Annotated in this window: 11 protein-coding genes; all 11 read right to left on the bottom strand. The window is 48.2% G+C overall.

Annotated elements, in window-relative coordinates:
* Positions 1–18 precede the first annotated feature (18 nt).
* The 11 genes from BT112_RS09980 to BT112_RS10030 all read right to left on the bottom strand — a co-directional run bounded on the left by BT112_RS09980 (position 19) and on the right by BT112_RS10030 (position 18,943).
* Positions 19–1,680, bottom strand: a complete 1,662-nt coding sequence (locus BT112_RS09980) for a RagB/SusD family nutrient uptake outer membrane protein (RefSeq protein WP_072317225.1) — start codon at positions 1,678–1,680, stop codon at positions 19–21.
* An 11-nt stretch (positions 1,681–1,691) separates the two neighbouring features.
* A complete protein-coding gene (locus BT112_RS09985) occupies positions 1,692–4,778 on the bottom strand; it encodes a SusC/RagA family TonB-linked outer membrane protein (protein ID WP_245777017.1) in 3,087 nt (1,028 codons plus the stop codon).
* Positions 4,779–4,857: 79 nt separating this feature from the next.
* The gene (locus BT112_RS09990; protein ID WP_072317226.1) at positions 4,858–6,363 is read right to left on the bottom strand and encodes a family 43 glycosylhydrolase; all 1,506 of its coding nucleotides are present in this window, start codon (positions 6,361–6,363) and stop codon (positions 4,858–4,860) included.
* 22 nt (positions 6,364–6,385) lie between these two features.
* Positions 6,386–7,486, bottom strand: a complete 1,101-nt coding sequence (locus BT112_RS09995; RefSeq protein ID WP_072317227.1) for a glycoside hydrolase family 88/105 protein — start codon at positions 7,484–7,486, stop codon at positions 6,386–6,388.
* 30 nt (positions 7,487–7,516) lie between these two features.
* Positions 7,517–8,671 carry a DUF4998 domain-containing protein gene (locus tag BT112_RS21830; RefSeq protein ID WP_072317228.1) on the bottom strand — a complete coding sequence of 385 codons (1,155 nt, stop codon included), beginning with the start codon at positions 8,669–8,671 and terminating at the stop codon, positions 7,517–7,519.
* Positions 8,672–8,720: 49 nt separating this feature from the next.
* Positions 8,721–9,929, bottom strand: coding sequence for a DUF5000 domain-containing lipoprotein (locus BT112_RS10005; RefSeq protein WP_072317229.1), 1,209 nt, complete (start codon positions 9,927–9,929; stop codon positions 8,721–8,723).
* A gap of 17 nt (positions 9,930–9,946) precedes the next feature.
* On the bottom strand, positions 9,947–11,887 hold the full coding sequence (locus BT112_RS10010; protein ID WP_072317230.1) for a RagB/SusD family nutrient uptake outer membrane protein: 1,941 nt from the start codon (positions 11,885–11,887) through the stop codon (positions 9,947–9,949).
* A gap of 48 nt (positions 11,888–11,935) precedes the next feature.
* Positions 11,936–15,175: a SusC/RagA family TonB-linked outer membrane protein gene (locus BT112_RS10015; protein ID WP_175545775.1), complete on the bottom strand. Its 3,240-nt coding sequence runs from the start codon at positions 15,173–15,175 to the stop codon at positions 11,936–11,938.
* 263 nt (positions 15,176–15,438) lie between these two features.
* Complete coding sequence (locus BT112_RS10020; RefSeq protein ID WP_072317231.1) at positions 15,439–16,431, bottom strand: glycoside hydrolase family 43 protein; 993 nt, start codon at positions 16,429–16,431, stop codon at positions 15,439–15,441.
* A gap of 130 nt (positions 16,432–16,561) precedes the next feature.
* Positions 16,562–17,605 carry a glycoside hydrolase family 43 protein gene (locus tag BT112_RS10025; protein ID WP_072317232.1) on the bottom strand — a complete coding sequence of 348 codons (1,044 nt, stop codon included), beginning with the start codon at positions 17,603–17,605 and terminating at the stop codon, positions 16,562–16,564.
* 15 nt (positions 17,606–17,620) lie between these two features.
* Positions 17,621–18,943 carry a glycoside hydrolase 5 family protein gene (locus BT112_RS10030; RefSeq protein ID WP_245777018.1) on the bottom strand — a complete coding sequence of 441 codons (1,323 nt, stop codon included), beginning with the start codon at positions 18,941–18,943 and terminating at the stop codon, positions 17,621–17,623.
* Positions 18,944–19,281: the final 338 nt, after the last annotated feature.

The raw sequence follows: 19,281 nt of genomic DNA on the forward strand, positions 1-19,281 counted from the left end.
AGTTAATTTTTCGGAAAGTTATTGATTATATCCGGGATTTTGTTCCAATTCCGCATCAATATTTCGTTCTATCTCTTCGGCAGGTATGGGCCACAGGTTATATGCCGGCTGAATTTCATCCGCATAATACGGGTTGTGTGCTTTAACCCGGTCATATAATAGTCCCAGCCGCATCAGGGTGAGTCTTCTTTTTTCTTCCACGCCGAGCTCACGCATTCTTTCATCGAGGATATAGTCGATATCCACATTGGCGGCAGCTACCGGATTGGCATGGGCCCTGGATCTTATTTCATTGATGTCTTCGGCGGCTTTGGAAGTATTGCCGAGACCGAGATATGCTTCGGCACGCAACAAATAGGTTTCGGCAAGCCTGAACATGTATTGATCGGTATAGGTAGCTCCGGCGGAGTTGTTTAGCAGGTAATTGTCTTTGTCCGCGTACAATCCGTCAGGGTGGTTGAACGGTGTTGTGGCCTTGGATTGGTAGGCATAAAAAGGACGGCTCGGGACGACGAGCCCTGCCGGAGGGTTCTGGGTAGATATGGTATCGCCATATAGGGGAGAAGCCGGATTGGTAACCAGGAACTCCCGGATAAAATTGTATTCGGAATTACGCATATCGTTGTCGAAATCGCTTTCCCAGATTTCATCGCTGAAATATTTGGTAGAGATCCCCCAGCCAATACCTCTTCCTCCGGTAAGGCCACTGACGGGCCACACGAAAAGGTTAATACCGTTAACTTTGGTGTCGCGTAAAAACGGTACGTGGTGCCTTTCGAGAGCAAAGGAACCGTCTTTGCCGCTGGATACGGAACCTCCTCCGATGACATCGGTTTCAAATTGTATAACCCATATACCTTCGGTATTTCCGGAAGCCCTGTTCTGGTTGTTTTTGCGAAACAGGTCCCAGTACACATCACCGGGTTCTCCGGAGCGTGATCCGAAACGGCTTTGCATCAATCCTGTTGCCGGATCATCAATGACAATGGTTGCGGCATCTACCGCATCCTGCGGACGCCCTGCGGCGAGATATACTTCCGCGAGCAGGTGCTGCGCCGCGAGATTGCTCAGTTTCCCGTCTTTAACCTGATTAATGGCCGGAAGATGCTTCGCCGCATAGTTCAGGTCTTCGATAATCTGATTGAGCACTTCCGCTTTCGAAGCCCTGACAAAATCGGTACGAGGCGTGGATACTTCTTCCAGAACCAGGGGAACCCCGCCAAACAGGTAGACCAGGGTACGGTAGGCAAAAGCCCGGAAAAAATGTGCTTGTGCCACGACGTCGGTATATTCTTCTTCGGTAAGATCCGCCTCGGGAGCACGACTGATAACGAGATTGGATTCTACGACCATAGTATAGAGGTTGTCCCAGTGCGTAGCCGGAATCCCGGAAGTAGGGTCATAGGCAGCGATCATGTTCGAATGACGGTTGGTACTCTGTTCTCCGTCGTAAATGATGTCGGTGCCATACAGGAAGTCAAAAGGTCTGGATTCGTCCCGGTTAAAAAATACCCGTCGTGTAAACCAGTACAGGTTGTTTATGGTAGCATTCAGCCCATCGTAATTCTGATAGGCATTGGTGGAGCTCAGAAAATCGAGTGGTTTTTCGTCCAGAAAATCTTTTTGACACGAGCTGAAAGCCAAAAGTACGATGAGGGTATATAAGGTTATTTTTTTCATGTCTCTTGAATTTAAAATGTGATGTTAAGTCCGAGGGAATAACTTTTGAGTACGGGTCTTCCTTCTATACTCAGTCTGCGATCTCTTGGCTCGTTGGGCTCAGGGTCCCAGCCTTTCCATTTGGTCCAGGTAGCCAGGTTTTTACCGCTGACGAATATTTGCAGTTCGTCCATCCCCAGTTTCTCTATGATATTTTTGTCGAACTGGTAGCTGAGGCTCACATCCTGAAGTCTTACGAAACTACGGGATCTGTACACTTCGGGGTTGATGACAGGAGAACTCCTGAAGACCGGACTGTCTCCTCCCGGATTGGCCGGAGACCAATAGTCGATATCGTTAAGCCAGTTATACCTCACGGCATTGTCATTGACAAAGATCGAATTGGTACTGGAATCCATATACCCGTTTTTACCACCCTGAATAGCGTTGATGAAAACCCGTAGACTCAAGCCTTTATACTTAAAGGTGTTCAGGACGCTAAACCTGTAAGCCGGTTCTGTTCTTCCGAGGATTACACGGTCATCTGCAGGGGTAATTGTGCCATCGCCGTTCTGATCTATGATACGACGGGTTCCCGGAAAATAGCCATCGGGTATATCATCGCCTATCTGGTATAGTCCGTCGGTTTGATAACCGTAAATGGCCCCGATGGATTTACCGATAAAGAGGTTACTTGAAATAAGATCATCCTCGATACCGTCACCGTCGGCATCACGCCCGATGAGCTCTTTGATCTTGTTGGAGTTGGTAGAAAAGTTAAACGTAGAATGCCAGTTAAAGCCCTCACTCCTGATATTGTGTGTGGACAGGGTGAGTTCGAATCCCTGATTCTCGATCTTTCCGATGTTGGTACTGATGGTCTCGAAACCGGTGATGTCGGGAATAGCAACATCAAACAACAGGTCGTTGGTGTTGGAATGATAGAATTCTGCCGTTCCCTGTATCCTGTTTTTCAGTATGGCGAAATCTATACCGATATTGATACCTGCCGTTTTTTCCCATCTCAGGTTGTTGTTTGCCAGAGAGTTGAGCTGTTGTCCGAATTCGGTAGATCCCCCATCGCCAAATACATAGGCAGGGCGTAACAGCACCCTGGCCAGCGATTTGTACCTGTCGGTCTGGTTTCCACTGATCCCGTAACCTGCTCTGAGCTTCAGGTTATCTACCCAGTCTTCGTTAAAGAAAGATTCGTTATCGATGTTCCAGGCTACAGCCACGGAAGGGAAATAACTGAATTTGTTGTCTTCGGAAAAGCCCGAGAATCCGTCACGGCGTATGGTTCCCGTAATCAGGTAGCGCTCATCGAATTTATAGTTAACCCTGGCCATCTGGTAGTTCAGGGCTTCGCTCCATGCCTCGGAATTGGTAAACTGGTTTGCACCCTGATCCAGGCCGTTAAACCCAAGATCCATACGGGAAAATCCTGTGGCACGGGCTGTTGTTTTTTCGAATTTACGTTCGATAGCACCATAGACAAACGTAGCATCAATGCTGTGTTTTCCGAAGGTCTTTTTGTAGTTAATGATATTATCCAGGGTATAATCATAGTAAAAATCCTGGTTTTTATAGGCTTCACCGATGAATCCCGCAGCATATTCACTTGCCCTGTAATACCTGTTGATCCGGTAATTGTTACCGAAATTCACACGGTAGGAAAGCCCTTCGAGAAAAGGAAACTGAATTTCGGAAAAGAAATTGGCGAAGAAGTAATCGTGTCTCTCCATATCGTCGATATCCGAAGCGAGAAAGGGGTTCAGATCGAGCGAGTTGAAAGGACTGGGGATGAGATTTCCCTCGTCATCATAAGGAGATAACATCGGAGACGAGCGTACAAGGTCACTCATTTTGGGTTCTGCTCCGTCTTTTTTAACAAAGGAAGCAAAAGATTGTACCCCTACTTTCCACCAGTCGGTGGCTTGTGTATTCAGGTTGACCCGGGCTCCCTTACGCTGGAATTTATCACCGACAATAAAACCTTCCTGGTCGGTATGTTCGAGAGAGATGAGATAACTGGTCTTTTCCGATCCGCCGGTGACACTGACTTTCTGTTCATTGATAAAACCGGTATTGGTCCCGGCATCCCACCAATCGAAATCGGTATTTACCAGCTTTTGTTCACTATCGAGCATGGTAGGGTCGATATAATCGGCATAGTCGAAAGCGGGATTGGGTTGTGTATAATCGGGTCCCAGATAAGCATCTTCATAGTACAGGGTTTTCAGCCGGTCCAGGTAAGCCTGTCGTTTCAGTGGCCGGAGATTGGTCGTCGGTTCCATAGCGGTGTAGGAAGCCGAAATTGTAATTTTCGGGTTACGGTTTCTGCCTCCGTCTTTGGTAGTGATGAGGATAACACCGTTGGCAGCCTGTGCTCCGTAAACTGCCGTTGAACTGGCATCTTTAAGCACATCTATCGATGCGATGTCGTTGGGGTTGATCGATTCCAGCGAGCCGTTGTACTGTATCCCGTCGAGAACGATCAATACGTCATTTTTACCGTTAATCGTCGATCTTCCCCGTATGGATATCGAAGGGGTCGATCCTGCACTGTTGACCTGGCCTACGTTGAGCCCGGGAACATTTCCCTGCAAAAGTTGTCCCATATTGGTTACGGGGGCTTCCCTGAAATCTTCCAGGTTAGCCCTCGAAACCGCACCGGTAAGGTCTTTTTTCTTCTGTGTTCCGTATCCGATGACAACGACTTCGTCGAGTTTTCCCATGTCTTCTTCCATGGTCACGGACAAGGGCTGATTGTCTGTTACAGTTTGCTCTACCGTAGCAAAACCTACGTAACTGAATACGAGTATAGTAGGTGTTTGCTTTACGGTGAGACTAAAATTTCCGTCAAAATCGGTTGAGGTACCGTTCCGGGCATCTTTTTCCAGGACATTCACCCCGATAAGCGGAACCCCGTCCTTGTCCAGAACTGTCCCGGTTACAGTTATTTCCTGCGGATACGTACCGTACACGGCACTTACGTTGTCACCGGGATCCTTTCCGAACATTTGGTTTGCAATAAGACATAATAGTGTTACCAGGATACCTTGTTTGGGAAATCCTGTGTGCCATCGCAAAAAATCACCATCTTTTTCTTTTTTCATGTCATTTTTACGTTTTAATAATTAATTGGTTCTATTTACTACGGTGGTCAGGTTGGTTATTTAGGCTTTGACTTCTATGTTACGGAGCCATCCGGAAGGTCCCCACTTCTGCGAGTCCGGGTTGTGGCTGGCTGTCATAACCTACTGTGGGAACGATCTTGAAATAGCGGAACTGTTCCTGCTGGGGCAGATCGACATACTGGTCCATAAGTCCGATATCGTTGAGCTTGAAGTCTCCGAGGCTTTCCCAGTTCTGGTTGTCATCACTTACCAGGATTTCCAGTTCTTTTACTTTACGGTCCCCGTTTTTCTGGGCGATGATAAAACCGTCAACGGTAGATACTTCTCCCATATCCACGGTGATCCAGTGATCGGGATAGCTGGTAGGGTTGGAGGAGTAACGGGTAATCCAGTAGGTAGAAGCTTCATCGTCGATCAGGCGGATAGCCAGTCGGCTGTTGTTTACTTCTTCCGAACTGAACCCGGCGATAGTCCAGTTGTCTTTTTGATGCCTGTATCGTATGACATCCCCGGAAGGTCTCGTTAATGGTGTATTTATAGGCACGGGATCTCCGAAGTAAGGAGAACCGTCGGTGTTCCAGGTAAAACGCTGGATACGGGGATTTCTTCCACCGCCACCTACCTGGCTTCTCGCGTGATAGATAATCCAGTCTTCGGTACCGTCGGGAGACTTGAAGAAACCGTTATGACCCGGCCCGTATGCATTACTCTCGGCTTTCATAGATAAAACGGGTTCCGGTTTTTTGGTCCAGTCTGCCGGGTTCATCGGATCACCGTTTTCGCTGAGGGTCAACAGGCCAAGACAATAGGTGTCTACCCAATAACCGCTACCGGAATACACTACGAAGACCTGTCCGTCGGGATTGATAAGCACTTGCGGACCTTCGTTGATGGGATTGCCGTTTTGCTCCCAGTTATAGGTAGGAGAGGAGATCACCACTTTCGGTCCTGAAATCGTCCAGGGATCACTCATTTCGGCGATATAGATCTCCTGCGGGGGTGCTCCTGCATTGCCTCCGGACCACAGCATGTAGAGCTGGCCATTGTGTTCCAGGATCGTGCCGTCTATCGCCCACTTATCGGTAGTATCAGCAACTTTGCCTTTAAACACCCAGTTTCCTTCTACGGGGCTGGCGGAGGTATTTTCCAGGACATACATCCGGTGATTGGCATTTTGCCCGTTATCGGCAGCGAAGTAGAAATACCATTTGCCGTCTATTTGATGGAGTTCCGGTGCCCAGAGGTTTTTGGAATAAGGCATTCCGGAAGGCGGGGTCCAGACTTCATGTCGGGTGGCGGAAGCCAGTTCCGACATATAGTCGGCTTCCAGGATAACCAGCTTACTGCCCTGGGTGTAGGTATAGTAATATTTGTCGTTTTTCTGGACTACCCAGGGGTCCGGTCCTCCCGGGAGCACAGGATTGGTAAACGTACTGTCTGCTTCCAGTCCGGCAAGGGTTTCGGCCGGGGTTTCGGGGTCTTCGGACCATCCCGGTAATTTGTCGCACGCATGGAGCAGCAGTGTACAACCTGCGACGCATGCATAAAAGATTGATCGTTTCATATGATATTGATTTAAGGTTAAATTATTTTTCCATCAGGGCGTTAATACACCACAGGTAAGGGGCCTGACCGTGATAATCACCGGTTCGGCGCGGACGGTCGTAGTAATACTGCTTATCGTTCTTTTTGTTGGTACCCACACATACTTCCGATACGGCTCCTTGTGCATTGACGTAAGGAACCAGTGCCATCCATGCCTTACGGGCCGCAGGGGCATAGGTTCCGGCATCCAGCCATCCTTGTTTCACCCCTGTAATAAAGGCGTATGCGAACATGGCCGATCCTGAAGTCTCAGCCCAGTAATCGGGTTCGTCGATAAGCTGGTTCCACATACCCTCGGGAGTCTGGAAATCTTTCAGGCTTTTCATCATTTTCAGATAGCCTTTCATGATCCTCGGACGGTCTTTATGATTTTCCGGAAGGTAGCGGAGCAGTTCCGTAACTCCGGCAGCCATCCAGCCATTGCCCCGGGCCCAGTAGTAGGGCACGTCGGGAGCGTGATAGAAAAGGCCGTTGGGACGCTGAAGTTCATCGAGGTACATCACCATTTCCCTCGCAGCACGATCGATATACTTCTTGTCGCCCGTTACTTTATAGGCATTGGTCTGTACTATGGTAATCATATACATATCGTCGATCCAAAGACGTGTCTGCCAGGTATATCCTTTTTCGGTCCAGGCTTTTTCTTCCGGTCTGGCGTTTTCCGGAACTTCCCATTGCGTGTCGGCATAAGGGATTCCGAGTTCCTTGTAGCGCTGGTCTTTGGTTATGCTGTAAAGCGTTAATGGCAGGCTGCCAAACATGTTCAGGTCCACGTGATTTTTAATGGGCAGCAATGCCTTTTCCGTAGTGAACAAGGGCTCGAACCTGTTTTTCATGGCCTTGAGAAGAAATGCATCATCTGTCAGTTCGGCAAAACGCAGGGTACCGTTCCAATAGAATGTTTCCGGGTAACCGATCCATTTTCCGGCATGCAGGGCATGTTTGGCATACACAAACCTGTAGGCGATGAGTTTTCCTATCTCTTCGGGATGATATCCTTCCGGAAAGTCTTTCAGCATACTTTGTTGCGCCGTTGCAAATTGCAGGGAAAGAAATACCAGTATTAATGTTTTTCTATACATACATTGTTTTTTAAGAAGTTATTTCAAGAGTTAATAATAATAAGTTCCCGCTTCGGCGAGTCCGGGCTGCTGCTGCGAATCGTGGCCGGCCGTGGGGACGATCTTAAAGTAGCGGAAGGTCTTTCGGGCATCCAGGTCCAGGTATTGATATTCCCTGTTGATATCTGCCAGTCCGAACAGCCCGAGGTTTTCCCACGATTCGTTATCGTCGCTGATATGGATCTCCATTTCCCGGATCTTCCTGTCCCCGTTTTTCTGTGCGAAGAAGAAACCGTCAACGTTCCGGACTTCCCCCATGTCTACGGTCAGCCAATGATCGGGATATGTGGGTATGGGACCGCTGTCTCCGGACCAGTTGGCGATCCAGAAGGTACCGACGTCACCGTCCAGCACCTTAACAGCCAGGCGGTCTCCCCTGGTTTCCTCCGCACTCACCCCGGCTATGGACCAGTTTTCCCTGTCGTAAAGCGTGCGTTCGGGAGTGATGTAATCTGCCGGGTCGATGATACGGGAAGCTGCATAAAATGTATCGATAGCCATACTTCCGGGCTTATAGAGCGTATTGTAATTAAAAGTTGTTCCTGTTTTATATTTCGGAAGCACGGTAGAATCTGTGGCCGCGGCAGCAAATATCTCTTGTTGCCCCCCGGTTTCGGTCTCGTAGGAAACCACAGTACCCAGCAGGGTCGTATCGGAAGTCGATTCGGCAAACCAGTTGACTACGATACTGTCGCTCTTTTTTGTAATACTTTCTATGATCCTGTTGTTGAGGTCTGCGGTATAGGTTTCGCCATAGACCCTGCCGAATATTTCGGAGCGCATGGACTGGTTACCGTCTTTGTCCAGCGTACGTACGTCAAAGGTGTAGACCCCTTCCTCGATTTCGGGAATAATAACGTCTTTATAACCCGCTATATCTTCCGGAAGGATATCGGTTTCGAAACTACCGTCCTGGCCCCAGGTAATCCTCATGCGTTTTACACGGGCATCGGTACTGATCAGTGAGCGGATACCGCCCCGGTTATTTCCGGGCAGGAAAACCAGGGAATCCACCCGTCCCGGATAAGCCTTTTCGGCATTGTCCAGGTAGTCGCTGTAATGATGGTCTATGGGGGTACACCGGGTAAGCAATGCTACAGCAAGAACCCAGAATATCCGTATAATATGGTTTGTATTGAATTTCATTTCACATGGTTTTGATGATCGTATTAAAACATTTCTTCAGGGTGAGGAGTTAATCGGCTACCGTGCCGAAAAATGTGAGCTCACCCAGGGCTACGTCCGAATTTCCTCCCCAGGTATCCAATGTCCGCCACCGCCAGTAGCGATAGGGTTCTTCCTGGTTTTCCACATTAAATTCTTCCCCGGCACGGGCATAGGCGATATCGTCTGCGGTGTATTCTGTTCCCGGTGAACCGGAAGGTTTTATCGAAGTAAAGGTGCCGACCAGTGTCCAGGCGCCCCAGCTGCCATCGGGATCGGGAGCGTTAGACCCCCACAGTTCGAACACTTTGGGATGGTTCCACCGGTATTCGTGGTTAAGCCTGGAATACATCAGAAAACGACTTAGTGTAGCAGCAACACCCATATCAAAAGTGAAATGCTGTGGGATGCCGGTTCCGGGTTTGGTATGAAGGATGGTGGAGGAAACCCAGTCTGCTCCGTCCCAGAGTACTTTCGGGGTTTTGAATCCGCTGTGTGCTTCCCAGGTATCCGTGGGCAGATTGTATTCCTGGAAAAGGGATTTGTCCATCTGTTCCTCAAAGATCGGCAGGAATACGTTAGACAGGGTGTCCGAACGGTTGTTCCAGCGGTCTGTGATATACACACCGAATTCCCGTTCTTCCGAAGGAAAGCCCCTTACATTGAATGTTCCGGAAGAAAGCTGGGTGTAAAAATCGCGTTCGGCATTCCATTGTCCGACACTGTCTTTAGCCACCACATGAAGGACCAGGGGGGCTTCTGTTTCATTTTCAAAACGCAATTGTACTCCGCCGAAAGTAGCTTTCATATTACCTTCTTTTGCGATAGATTCGAGCGTTTTAAGATACGGAGGGGTCAGCGTGGTAATTTCGAGGGGAGTGGGATCGGAATTAACTTCCCCGACACTCACCGCAATCAGGTCTACCTCATATTCTCCTGCTTCGGCAAAACCGTCGACCAATATGGAATTGTGATACACGGATGCCTTGTTTTCGCGAAGGCTTCCGTCTGATAATCTGTACGCGGCTTTTACGTAGCGAAGATCACTGTTGTCGGGGAGTTCGTATGTGATTACGGCTCCGCCCGCAATGCTCTTTACCGTATAGGAAGTAATAGGGTCGGGTTTGTTGCCCTGTCGGGAGGGAGAAGGTTCGAGATCGTCGGAGCAACTCAAGGGCAGGACACATACAGCACACCATGCTGCAGTGTATATCAGTTTTTGTATGTAATTTGTGATCATCTTTTCTGTTTTAAGTTTTACCAAAGAGGCGATTGCAGAAGACCGTCATTCCTTCGTATTTCGTTATTGCTGATCGGCCAGAAATATTCACGAAGCGTAAAAGATCTGGAAAAGAGCACTCTTCTTCTGTAATAGGTTTGCGGATCGCCCTGGAGGATATCCCATCCGTAAATCGGCGTATTCAGCTCCACCTGGGCCGTTTTCCACCGTCTGAGATCCCAGAAACGCTGCGCCTCAAAAGCGAGTTCGATGGTTCGCTCGCGGCGTATGATTTCCCGGAGTCCGTCCTGCGAATTCGGCTTGTTCGGTTGTACGGAGTAGTCCAGCCAGGATTCTCTTACGCCCCGGAGTCCGCTGCGTTCGCGAATTGCATCGAGATAGCGGAATACTTCTTCGGACGGACCATTAACCTCATTAAGTGCTTCGGCATACAACAGGTAAAGGTTGGCAAGACGCATCATGGTATAGGGATATTCATAGGCGGTATAATTGTTGTCATTACCGATAACGGAACGGTAACTCACCAGTTTTTTCGGCGTGTAGCCTGTACCGCTGTATCGGGTAGGGGAGTTGGTTGCCGCACAGTTTCCACCGGGTCGGTAATTGGTAGACCAGGCATCTTTATCACTTCCGTGGTTACTCATAAAATAGCGTCCCCCGTCAAAAGAAACAGAACCGTAAAATCGGTCTTCGCGATCGAAATGAAGATTTATGGTCGTATAGCCAGGAGTGAGATCGTACTGGTAAGGAGAATCGCCGAGGGGAACTTCCCGGAGCTCGTACCGGTTGGCATAGTCGTAGGTGTAATCTTCTTCTATAGGTACCCCGTTTTTGGAATAGAATTTTTCAACGATATTCAGTGTAGGTGCCATATATCCTCCTGTGGACGTATTGGCTATCTTTTCGGGATCGGGGCTTCTTACCATAAAAGCATGGCCCTGCTCGGAGGCTCCGGCCATACTACTGTTGTTTACCCATATCGCTTCGTGATTGAGGTCCTGGCGTGCCGTAACAGCCCCGCGTATGCTCATCTGGTAAATAGTACTTTGCTGAGGTACCTGGGCCATATTGGTAGGTGGAACCCATTTGTAGAGGGATATACCGGACCCCTCGGCAAGTGTTATAGCTTCGCGGCACGCCTCTGCGGCAATACTCCACTTTTCCGGATCGTATGAAGCGTTGAACAATGGTTCGCCGGCTGCATCGATATAACCGGGATAATCGCTGTTCCCGTTAAATAAAGGACTGGCTGCCGTAACCAGGATCTCTGCTTTCATAGCTTTGGCGACCACCTGGGTAACACGGCCGTTTTCTTCGGCCGGTTGCATTACATTTTCCATGAGTGCAGGGATAGCTTCGTCTATGGTATTGATGATGTAGGTAAAAACCTTATCCGTGGATTGCCTTTCGTAATGAATATTTTCAGGGTCTTCGAAGGTATCGGTATTGACATCCACTATAGGAACAGGACCGTACATACGGAGAAGATAATAATGGTAATAGGCTTTCAGAAAACTGACTTCGGCCTGCCAGCGATCTTTTTCCTGCTGCTCCATTTCCTCCACGCCTTGTATATTTTCGATAAAAATATTACAGTCTCTGATGCCTTGCCATATACTAAAACCGCCGTTGTTTCCGTCCCAGTAATTGAGCAGGGGACTATTACTGTTTTGCCCGCTCATGGCAATGTACCAATTGGGCCATCCGCCCTGACTGAAATTTGTGGTAGAGTTCATCCAGAACTCGTCTCCGGCCAGCATAGCTGCATTGGTAGAGAGGTTGTGTCCCTTCGGAATCCAGCTGTAGCAAGTGTGCAAATATCTTTCGGCCATGGTTCTTGAGGCAAATGCCATATGTAGCTCTGCGATATTATCCGGGACAATATCAATATATTTATTACAGGCTCCTGGTAAAACCAGCAGCGCTGCTAACAGTATGATGCTTAATATCTTCTTCATTGGAACTGTTTTATGGTTATTACTTGGTTTGGTTAATGTGGTCAAAGGTTATAATGACATGAGTACCCCCAGGTTGAGTACCCGTTGTATCGGATACCTCAGACCCGAGCCCCCCATTTCGGGATCCCAGAGTTTAAAAGCACTGATGTTGAACAGGTTGGTTCCGCTGATGTAGATCCTGAACCTGTCAATTTTATATTTGCGGGTAAAATCCTGGTTTAGGGTATAGGCAATCTCCACTTGTTTCAGGCGGAGGAATGCCCCGTTTCGCATCCAGTGTGTGCTGGTTTCCGTATTGTTCGAAAGCGGGTTCTGGCTGAGCCTGGGCCATAAAGCATAGACATCCCTGTTGTCCTCAGACCAGTGGCTGTCTGCCCAGGCCTGTAATACGGCATTCGGGGATGTAATGCTTCCGAAAGGAGCGGAGCCGCTGTTTTCCGAATCTCCAAGGCCCGGATTGATAAACAGGGAGGTCCTTGCTGCCCCGGTGAAAAAGAATGATGCTTCGAAATTTTTATAGCCCGAAGTGAGTCCGAAGCCATAGTTGATTTCCGGAACAGTCGGGTAGCCGATAGGGACGATGTCGTTGTCGTCTACCACACCATCACCGTTGACATCGAGATATTTGATATCTCCGCCCATGACCATACCTGCAAAGGATTGCCGGGGACTGTTAAAAACCTCTTCATCGTCTATAAACAAACGTTCTGCGATATAGCCGCGACGTTGGTTTACATCCAGCCCGATACGGCTGAGATAGTCATAATCGTAGTTGGGTTCTTCGTATTCGAGATATTCCCCCCTGGCAAAGGTAAATGTCCCCCGGCCCTGCAACCACAGGTTTTCGTTAATGCTGTGGTTGTACACGATTTCGCCATCAAATCCGTAACTTTTATATTTTCCTATATTGGCTTTTACGTCTGCCGCAAGGCCCATAATAGAAGGCAGTGATGCACGGTCCTGTACAATTTTGCTCCGTATCTGTCGGAAAAAGTCACCGGTAAAGGTCAGTTTGCCATTAAAAAATCCGAGGTCTATCCCGAGGTTGGTCTGTCTGGAAACTTCCCAGGTCACATAAGGATTTGCATAACGGTTAACTCTGATACCGTTTCGTTTGTAGTTTTCACCTCCCTGACCTATCCCGAAAACATGGTTTCGACCTCCTTCGTTAAGTTCCATATCCGAGAGGTAGAAAAACCGGGTGTCACTGATATTGTCATTACCGACCAACCCATGGGTAAGTCTCAGACGGGCTGTACTGATGACGTCCTTAAGAGGTTCCATAAACGATTCGTTATGTATGGTCCATGCCAGTCCTGCGGAAGGGAAGAAGCCCCAGCGGTGATTTCTGGCAAATACTTCGGAGCCGTTATAACCGAAAGTAAACTGTGCATGGTACCTGTCATCGAAGGCATAAGTGAAGTTTCCCGAAAAACTGATATTCCTGTAGGGCAAAGTGTTGAGTACGGACCCGCCCTCGTAACGCGGGAGTTCTACACTGCTCCTGAGGGTATTGATAAACATACCGGTTACTTTGTGTTTTTCGTTGAAAGTACGGTCGTAATGCAGGGCATTTTGCATATAGAACGTAGATTCCTGTCCTCTTCCGTCATCCCTGTAATCGAGGTGTTCGGTACCAGTGAGCGGATTGAGGTTCAGGAAAGAATATTTACCGGTAGAAGGGTTAATACTCGTGGGCATATAGTAAAAAGGATTGTACTGCCTGCGGTAGCGCATAACGGCTTTACGGGAAGTATTGGCCAACCCCCGAAAACTGAGGCCTTCTACCCATTGCGAAAAATCCTGTGTGAGCTCTACCTGTACCTGCATTCTGCTATCTGTCCATTCCGAATATCCGCGGACTATTTCGGCATAGGGATTCAGGTAGAGGTTCCCGCTCCCGTCGTCAAAATTTCCGAACATCGGATGACCGATATACGATTGTTGCGGCCCCGGTTCGTAAATAGGCTGAAATAATACCGGGTTGGCACGGAGTGCATTCCGGAAGGATGAACTTCCTCCTTCGGGAGGACCGCTGTAGTTGCGTGAACTTACAATGGCCCGTACCATGAGCTGGGTACTCGGGGTAACATTGATATTGATGTTACTTCGCAGATTGTACACCTTGAAATCCACGTTATTGTTGAAGTTATTAATGGGGTTTACACGGATAAGCCCGTTATCCTGGGTAAGGTTTCCGCTTACCAGGTAGGTGGCTACCTGCCCGCCCCCGCGTATACTCAGATTATAGTTTTGGGTATGGGTGCCTTTCTTGGTTACTTCCCGGAGCCAGTCTACCGACGGGTATCGTATAGGATCTTCCCCGGCAAGTGTCCTTGCTATTTTTTCTTCGGAATATAAAGTCAGCGCCAAAGGGTCGCGGGTAAGTATGGCTTCATTATGCAGTTTCATAAAGGTTATCGGATCGGCTATTTCGGGCATTCGGGTGGGCGAGGAATAGCGCTGTTCCGCACGTACCGTGATCCGTGGACGTCCTTCGGTTCCTAATTTGGTCGTTACGAGAATAACACCGTTTGCTCCTCGCGAACCGTACACGGCCGAAGAGGTGGCATCTTTAAGGATCGTAAAGCTCGCGATATCATCCACAGGGATACGGGCCAGATCATCGGCAGAGACTTCCATGTTGTCCACCAGGATCAACGGCCTTTTGTTGACACCGAAGGTTCCGACGCCGCGGATAAAAAAATCGGCGTTGTCAAGACCGGGTTCCCCACTGCGCTGAAAAGAGATCATACCGGCTACCCGTCCCTGCATGGCCCCGGTAAGGTTACTCATCGGCATCCGGAGTTCTTCGGGTTTTATGGAAGTCACCGCCCCGATAAGATCCGATTTTTTCTGTTGCTGTCCGAAAGCCGTGACAACTACTTCGTCGAGTTGATCCATATTTTCATTTAAGGTTACAAACAGGGACCTGTCGTCCGTAACCGCTTTTTCTACGGTAGTAAAGCCCACATAGCTGAATACCAGTGTAGCAGGGATCTTGCTTATTCTAAGGCTGAAATTCCCGTCAAAATCGGTTGTTGTACCGTTTCGCACGCCTTTTTCTATGACGTTAACGCCGATGAGTGGTACACCCTGGCCGTCTATTACGGTTCCGGTAATCACTTCTTTTTGCTGATGTACCGAATCCTTGGTGTTGTCGTTGGCCGGTATGAGATCCTTAGCCGCTATAGTACTCGTCATCATGCAGAGCATGACAAATACGATCAGGTACCCGGGCATGTCTCTATCCGGCGATAAAGCATGGTCATGTAGTGTTTTTTTCATGTAGTTCTCATTTAATTTTACCGGGCTTTCACAAATAAACCTCATGGTTATCGTCAAAGCACGGTCTTTTGGTTATGGTTGATGTAGGTACAGAAAGCCCGGTGTTTTCGGGTACCGTAGCTTTCTGAAAAACTGCGTTGGTTTCGCAGGTGGTGTAACTGGAAAAATACAGAAGAAGATCCGGGGGGCGTATTTCCGTGGTTAAAGTGTTGCTGCAACGATCTTGTATATGTACCTGTTCATATATATTGGGTTTTTAGGAATTAATTTTCTATTGTACGCTGTATCCACCGGAAACTGTCAGGGAGCATGGTGTAGTGCCCGTTCTGAAAGTTAAGGGTGACCAGTGCGGTTTTTCTCGGGTGGACGTCCTGTCCGGAATTGTGGGTGTGCAGTACATAATGTGCATTCCCGTTGGTATCGGTGATGATATCGCCGTGGCCGGAACCGGGTTGGCCGGTCTGTTGTTCGGAAATGATCGGGTTGGTGGTCGATTTCTGCCATGGCCCGAGCGGCGAATTGCTTGTAGCATAACCCACGGCATAATCAGGGTTTCTGAAGTCGTTGGCAGAATATAGCAGGTAATAGGTTCCCTGTTTTTTTACTACCGTAGGCCCTTCTGCGACCGACCAGGAGGCATTTTCTGTATTTTCCCAGGGCTCTTCGGCATAAATACATTCCTGTAACGTTTCGGTTTTCAGGGCAGAAAGATCCGTAGTCATCTCGGCGACGAATATCCTGTTCCCGTTTTGCAGGCGAACGTGATACAGATAAGCTTTTCCGTTATCGAAAAAAACAAAAGGGTCGATCTGCTTTACCGGGGCATCGATATCCGATCCGTCATTGGTAAATGGTCCGAGGGGACTGTCTGCCGTGGCTATGGCAATATGTTCGTCTGCCGTATAAGCCATATAGTATGTGGCGTTGTGATAAAATACCTGGGGAGCCCAGAACCCGCCGTTCCCGAACGCATCTCCTTTTTTCAGGGCAAACCCATCGGTAGCGCCGGCAGGGCCCTCCCAGTGCTGCAGGTCTTGTGAGGTGTACACCAGGAAGCCTTCACCCGTAATATCAGGGTCGTTTTTCGTACCATAGAGGTAATAGGTGCCGTTACTTTCAAAAACGGTAGGATCGGCAAGATAAACCTGCCGGGTCGCTGTCTTTTCTTTCCCGGGCGAACCGCCCTGGAGGTACTGGTCACAGGCATTGCACAGCAATGCCATAGCAGGTAGGAAGTAAAGAATATGCATTTTCATGGGTATCGGGTTTTTGGAGGTTAATACATTTCAGAAAATAAAGTGTTGATTTTTAGTTTACACAATCGATTGCGTTTATTGAGCTGTAAAGTGGTTAGTTCATATTGTTATTTTTTATGGTGTCTATCGGTTATTTTTGCTCCTGTTGACGGATTGCAGGAATAGTGAGATATTCGTTTTCGGGGACAGGTGTGCCAAAATCGGGTGTACCATCGGCATTCCACCGTATTTTCTGCATTCTCGGGGAGCGTTTTGTCCCGCATCCTTCTCCGGGATTGCTGTTGGCGTGGTATAGGATCCAGTCTTCCGTACCATCCGGCGATTTGAAAAAGGAGTTATGTCCCGGTGCATAAACGCTATTGGTTTCGGATTTGCCGAAAACCGGTTCCGGATGTTTTACCCAGGAAGAAGGGTTCAGGAGATCGTCGCCTTTCAGCTTTATCAGCCCGAGAGCATAATAGTCTGTCCAGCAACCGCTGGCAGAGAAGACGATAAAAATATTGCCGTTGCGTTCCAGGTATTGAGGTCCTTCGTTGACATTGACATGTGGTGGATTTTTAGCATCCTGCAGGTCTCCCTGTTTTTCCCAGGCATAGGTGGGTTCTGCGATGAGCACGCGTTTGCCTTCTATGGTCCAGGGGTTTTTCATTTTGGCGATATAAATATTCTGTTGATGATTGGTATCTCCTTCCCAGCCCGACCATATCATGTATAATTTATTCTTGTACGTAAATACATTGCCGTCGATAGCCCAGCGATCCGGCCATGCAGCAACTTTGCCTTTAAACTCCCAGTGGCCTTTAAACGGATCTTCGGAAGTGTTTTCCAGGACGTACATACGGTGGTTATTATTATCCCCGTCATCGGCGGCAAAGTACACGTACCATTTCCCGTCTATGATGTGGAATTCCGGTGCCCATATCTCTTTGGAGTATGCAGTGCCCGGGGGCGGGGTCCAGATCAGTTTGCTTTCCGCATTTTTAAGGTCGGCCAGGTTTTTGGTTTTCCATAGCATTAACCGGTTGCCGAGGGTATGCGTGTAATAGTAATATCCGTTGTAATAGGTGCTGTAGGGGTCAGCTCCCGAAGGTAGTAACGGATTGGTAAACATGTTTTCCTGGGCGGTAACAAGACCAAAGCCGAACAATGCTAAAAGGAATATAATTTTTTTCATTCGTCTTTATCGATTTTACCGCGCATTGGCTTCGGTAGTGAGTTTTGAGATCAATTCGGTTTCTGACTTTTTATAGGGTTTTCCATCGGTATGAAAAACTTCGTGGAACCATACTTTAGGCTCCGATGTATAGGTTTTTGTCCAGCTGTCCCACGGGTACTTGGTCTGTGTTTTTCCGTCTACGAGTCCCCAGTTGTACATGCCTACGTTATATTTTCGGGCGATGGGCAGGAAACCTTCGAAAGTACTGCCGTTGGGGCGTGCCATATATTCGGTGCAGAGCATCGGCCGGCCGTAACGCTGTAACTGTTTGATCTTTTTCTCGAGATCTTCGGGATGATCGTAATTGTGAAAAGAAATCACGTCCGATTGTTCGAGTTGGAGTATATGCATAGGGTGCATCTCTTCATGAACGCTCCAGTCGCCGGTCCATACCCCGGAGGTAAGCGGCTGGCTGGGGTTGGCTTCACGAGCCCAGATGAAGACTTTTTTTAGTAGGGGAAGTACGAGGTCGACCTTATTGGAAATTTCCACTTTTTCATAGGAGGGACCGGTCATATTATCCGGCTCGTTCCACACATCCCAGCCGAGTATCCGCTTATCATCTTTAAACCTGCCAACGGTTTCCTTAACATAGCGTTCCAGCCTGCTGTACCGGGTACTGTCCTGCAATACTTTTTGCCCCGGGCTCTGTACCCATCCCGAATTGTGAACATGGGGTTTAGGGTCGCGTTGTTTTCCGGTTTCCGGGAACGGGTCCCAGCAGGAGTCGAACAGGACAAAGAGTGTACGTATATGGTGTTTATCGGCTATATCGAGATATTGATCTACCCGGTCATAAAATCCTTCCTTGTCCTGTTTGTGAAGCAGGTCGTGCAGGTAAACCCGCATGGTATTCATCCCTATAGCTTCTGCCCATCCCAACTCGCGGTCTATAGTTTCCGGATCGAAAGAATCTTCCTGCCACATTTCGAGCTGGTTAATCGATGTACTCGGATTGAAATTGGCCCCTACGAGCCAGGGTTGTTCTTCATACCATTGATGGGCCCGGTCTTTGGTCCAGACAGCTCTTGCTTTTTTTTCAACCGGTTTCTCTGTCCGGATAACTTCCGGGTTCCGGGTTTCTTTTTCCTTGTTTTTACAGCCTGCCAAAACGGTTAAGGCAAGGATCGGTATCCATAGCCTGCTTACACTGTTGTGTGATATCATTCTCATGTTAATGGTATGTAATGGCCCCGCTTTTCCGGGGGCGGTTATCCTGCTTATTGATTTGATCTGCTTTTTGCCCTTGTGGAGATTGTCCGGCTCCCGTAATCCGGGGAGGTATCTATCCTTCACAGGCCGTTATATTTATATGGTGTCCCATGGAGGAGCGGTTTTACCGGATCGTAACTCAGATGGACCACATCATTTTTATTTCTTTAATGTATCGGAACCGTTATGAATTAATTTGTGGAACCAATACTTTGATTTCTAAACTTTTGAGCGGAAGAGATTTGTGGGCAACTATCTTTTGTTTAAAAATCAGGTATTATTTTTAGTAATTCTCAAAAAAAAGTAGTTTCTTATTGTTAAATTATTTTTTTTTCAAAGTAGATTATTTTATTTTGAAAATATGCGGGGCTGATGTTCCAATTTTTATTCAAAAAAGTTCAATCCGCTGAAAAATGCGTTCG

It is taken from the genome of Sinomicrobium oceani, from assembly GCF_900119185.1.
GTDB lineage: Bacteria > Bacteroidota > Bacteroidia > Flavobacteriales > Flavobacteriaceae > Sinomicrobium > Sinomicrobium oceani.

Excerpts from the sequence above, each read along its gene's own strand:
- BT112_RS09980 (WP_072317225.1), bottom strand. The coding sequence starts at position 1,680 with ATGAAAAAAATAACCTTATATACCCTCATCGTACTTTTGGCTTTCAGC.
- BT112_RS09985 (WP_245777017.1), bottom strand. The coding sequence starts at position 4,778 with ATGAAAAAAGAAAAAGATGGTGATTTTTTGCGATGGCACACAGGATTT.
- BT112_RS09990 (WP_072317226.1), bottom strand. The coding sequence starts at position 6,363 with ATGAAACGATCAATCTTTTATGCATGCGTCGCAGGTTGTACACTGCTG.
- BT112_RS09995 (WP_072317227.1), bottom strand. The coding sequence starts at position 7,486 with ATGTATAGAAAAACATTAATACTGGTATTTCTTTCCCTGCAATTTGCA.
- BT112_RS21830 (WP_072317228.1), bottom strand. The coding sequence starts at position 8,671 with ATGAAATTCAATACAAACCATATTATACGGATATTCTGGGTTCTTGCT.
- BT112_RS10005 (WP_072317229.1), bottom strand. The coding sequence starts at position 9,929 with ATGATCACAAATTACATACAAAAACTGATATACACTGCAGCATGGTGT.
- BT112_RS10010 (WP_072317230.1), bottom strand. The coding sequence starts at position 11,887 with ATGAAGAAGATATTAAGCATCATACTGTTAGCAGCGCTGCTGGTTTTA.
- BT112_RS10015 (WP_175545775.1), bottom strand. The coding sequence starts at position 15,175 with ATGAAAAAAACACTACATGACCATGCTTTATCGCCGGATAGAGACATG.
- BT112_RS10020 (WP_072317231.1), bottom strand. The coding sequence starts at position 16,431 with ATGAAAATGCATATTCTTTACTTCCTACCTGCTATGGCATTGCTGTGC.
- BT112_RS10025 (WP_072317232.1), bottom strand. The coding sequence starts at position 17,605 with ATGAAAAAAATTATATTCCTTTTAGCATTGTTCGGCTTTGGTCTTGTT.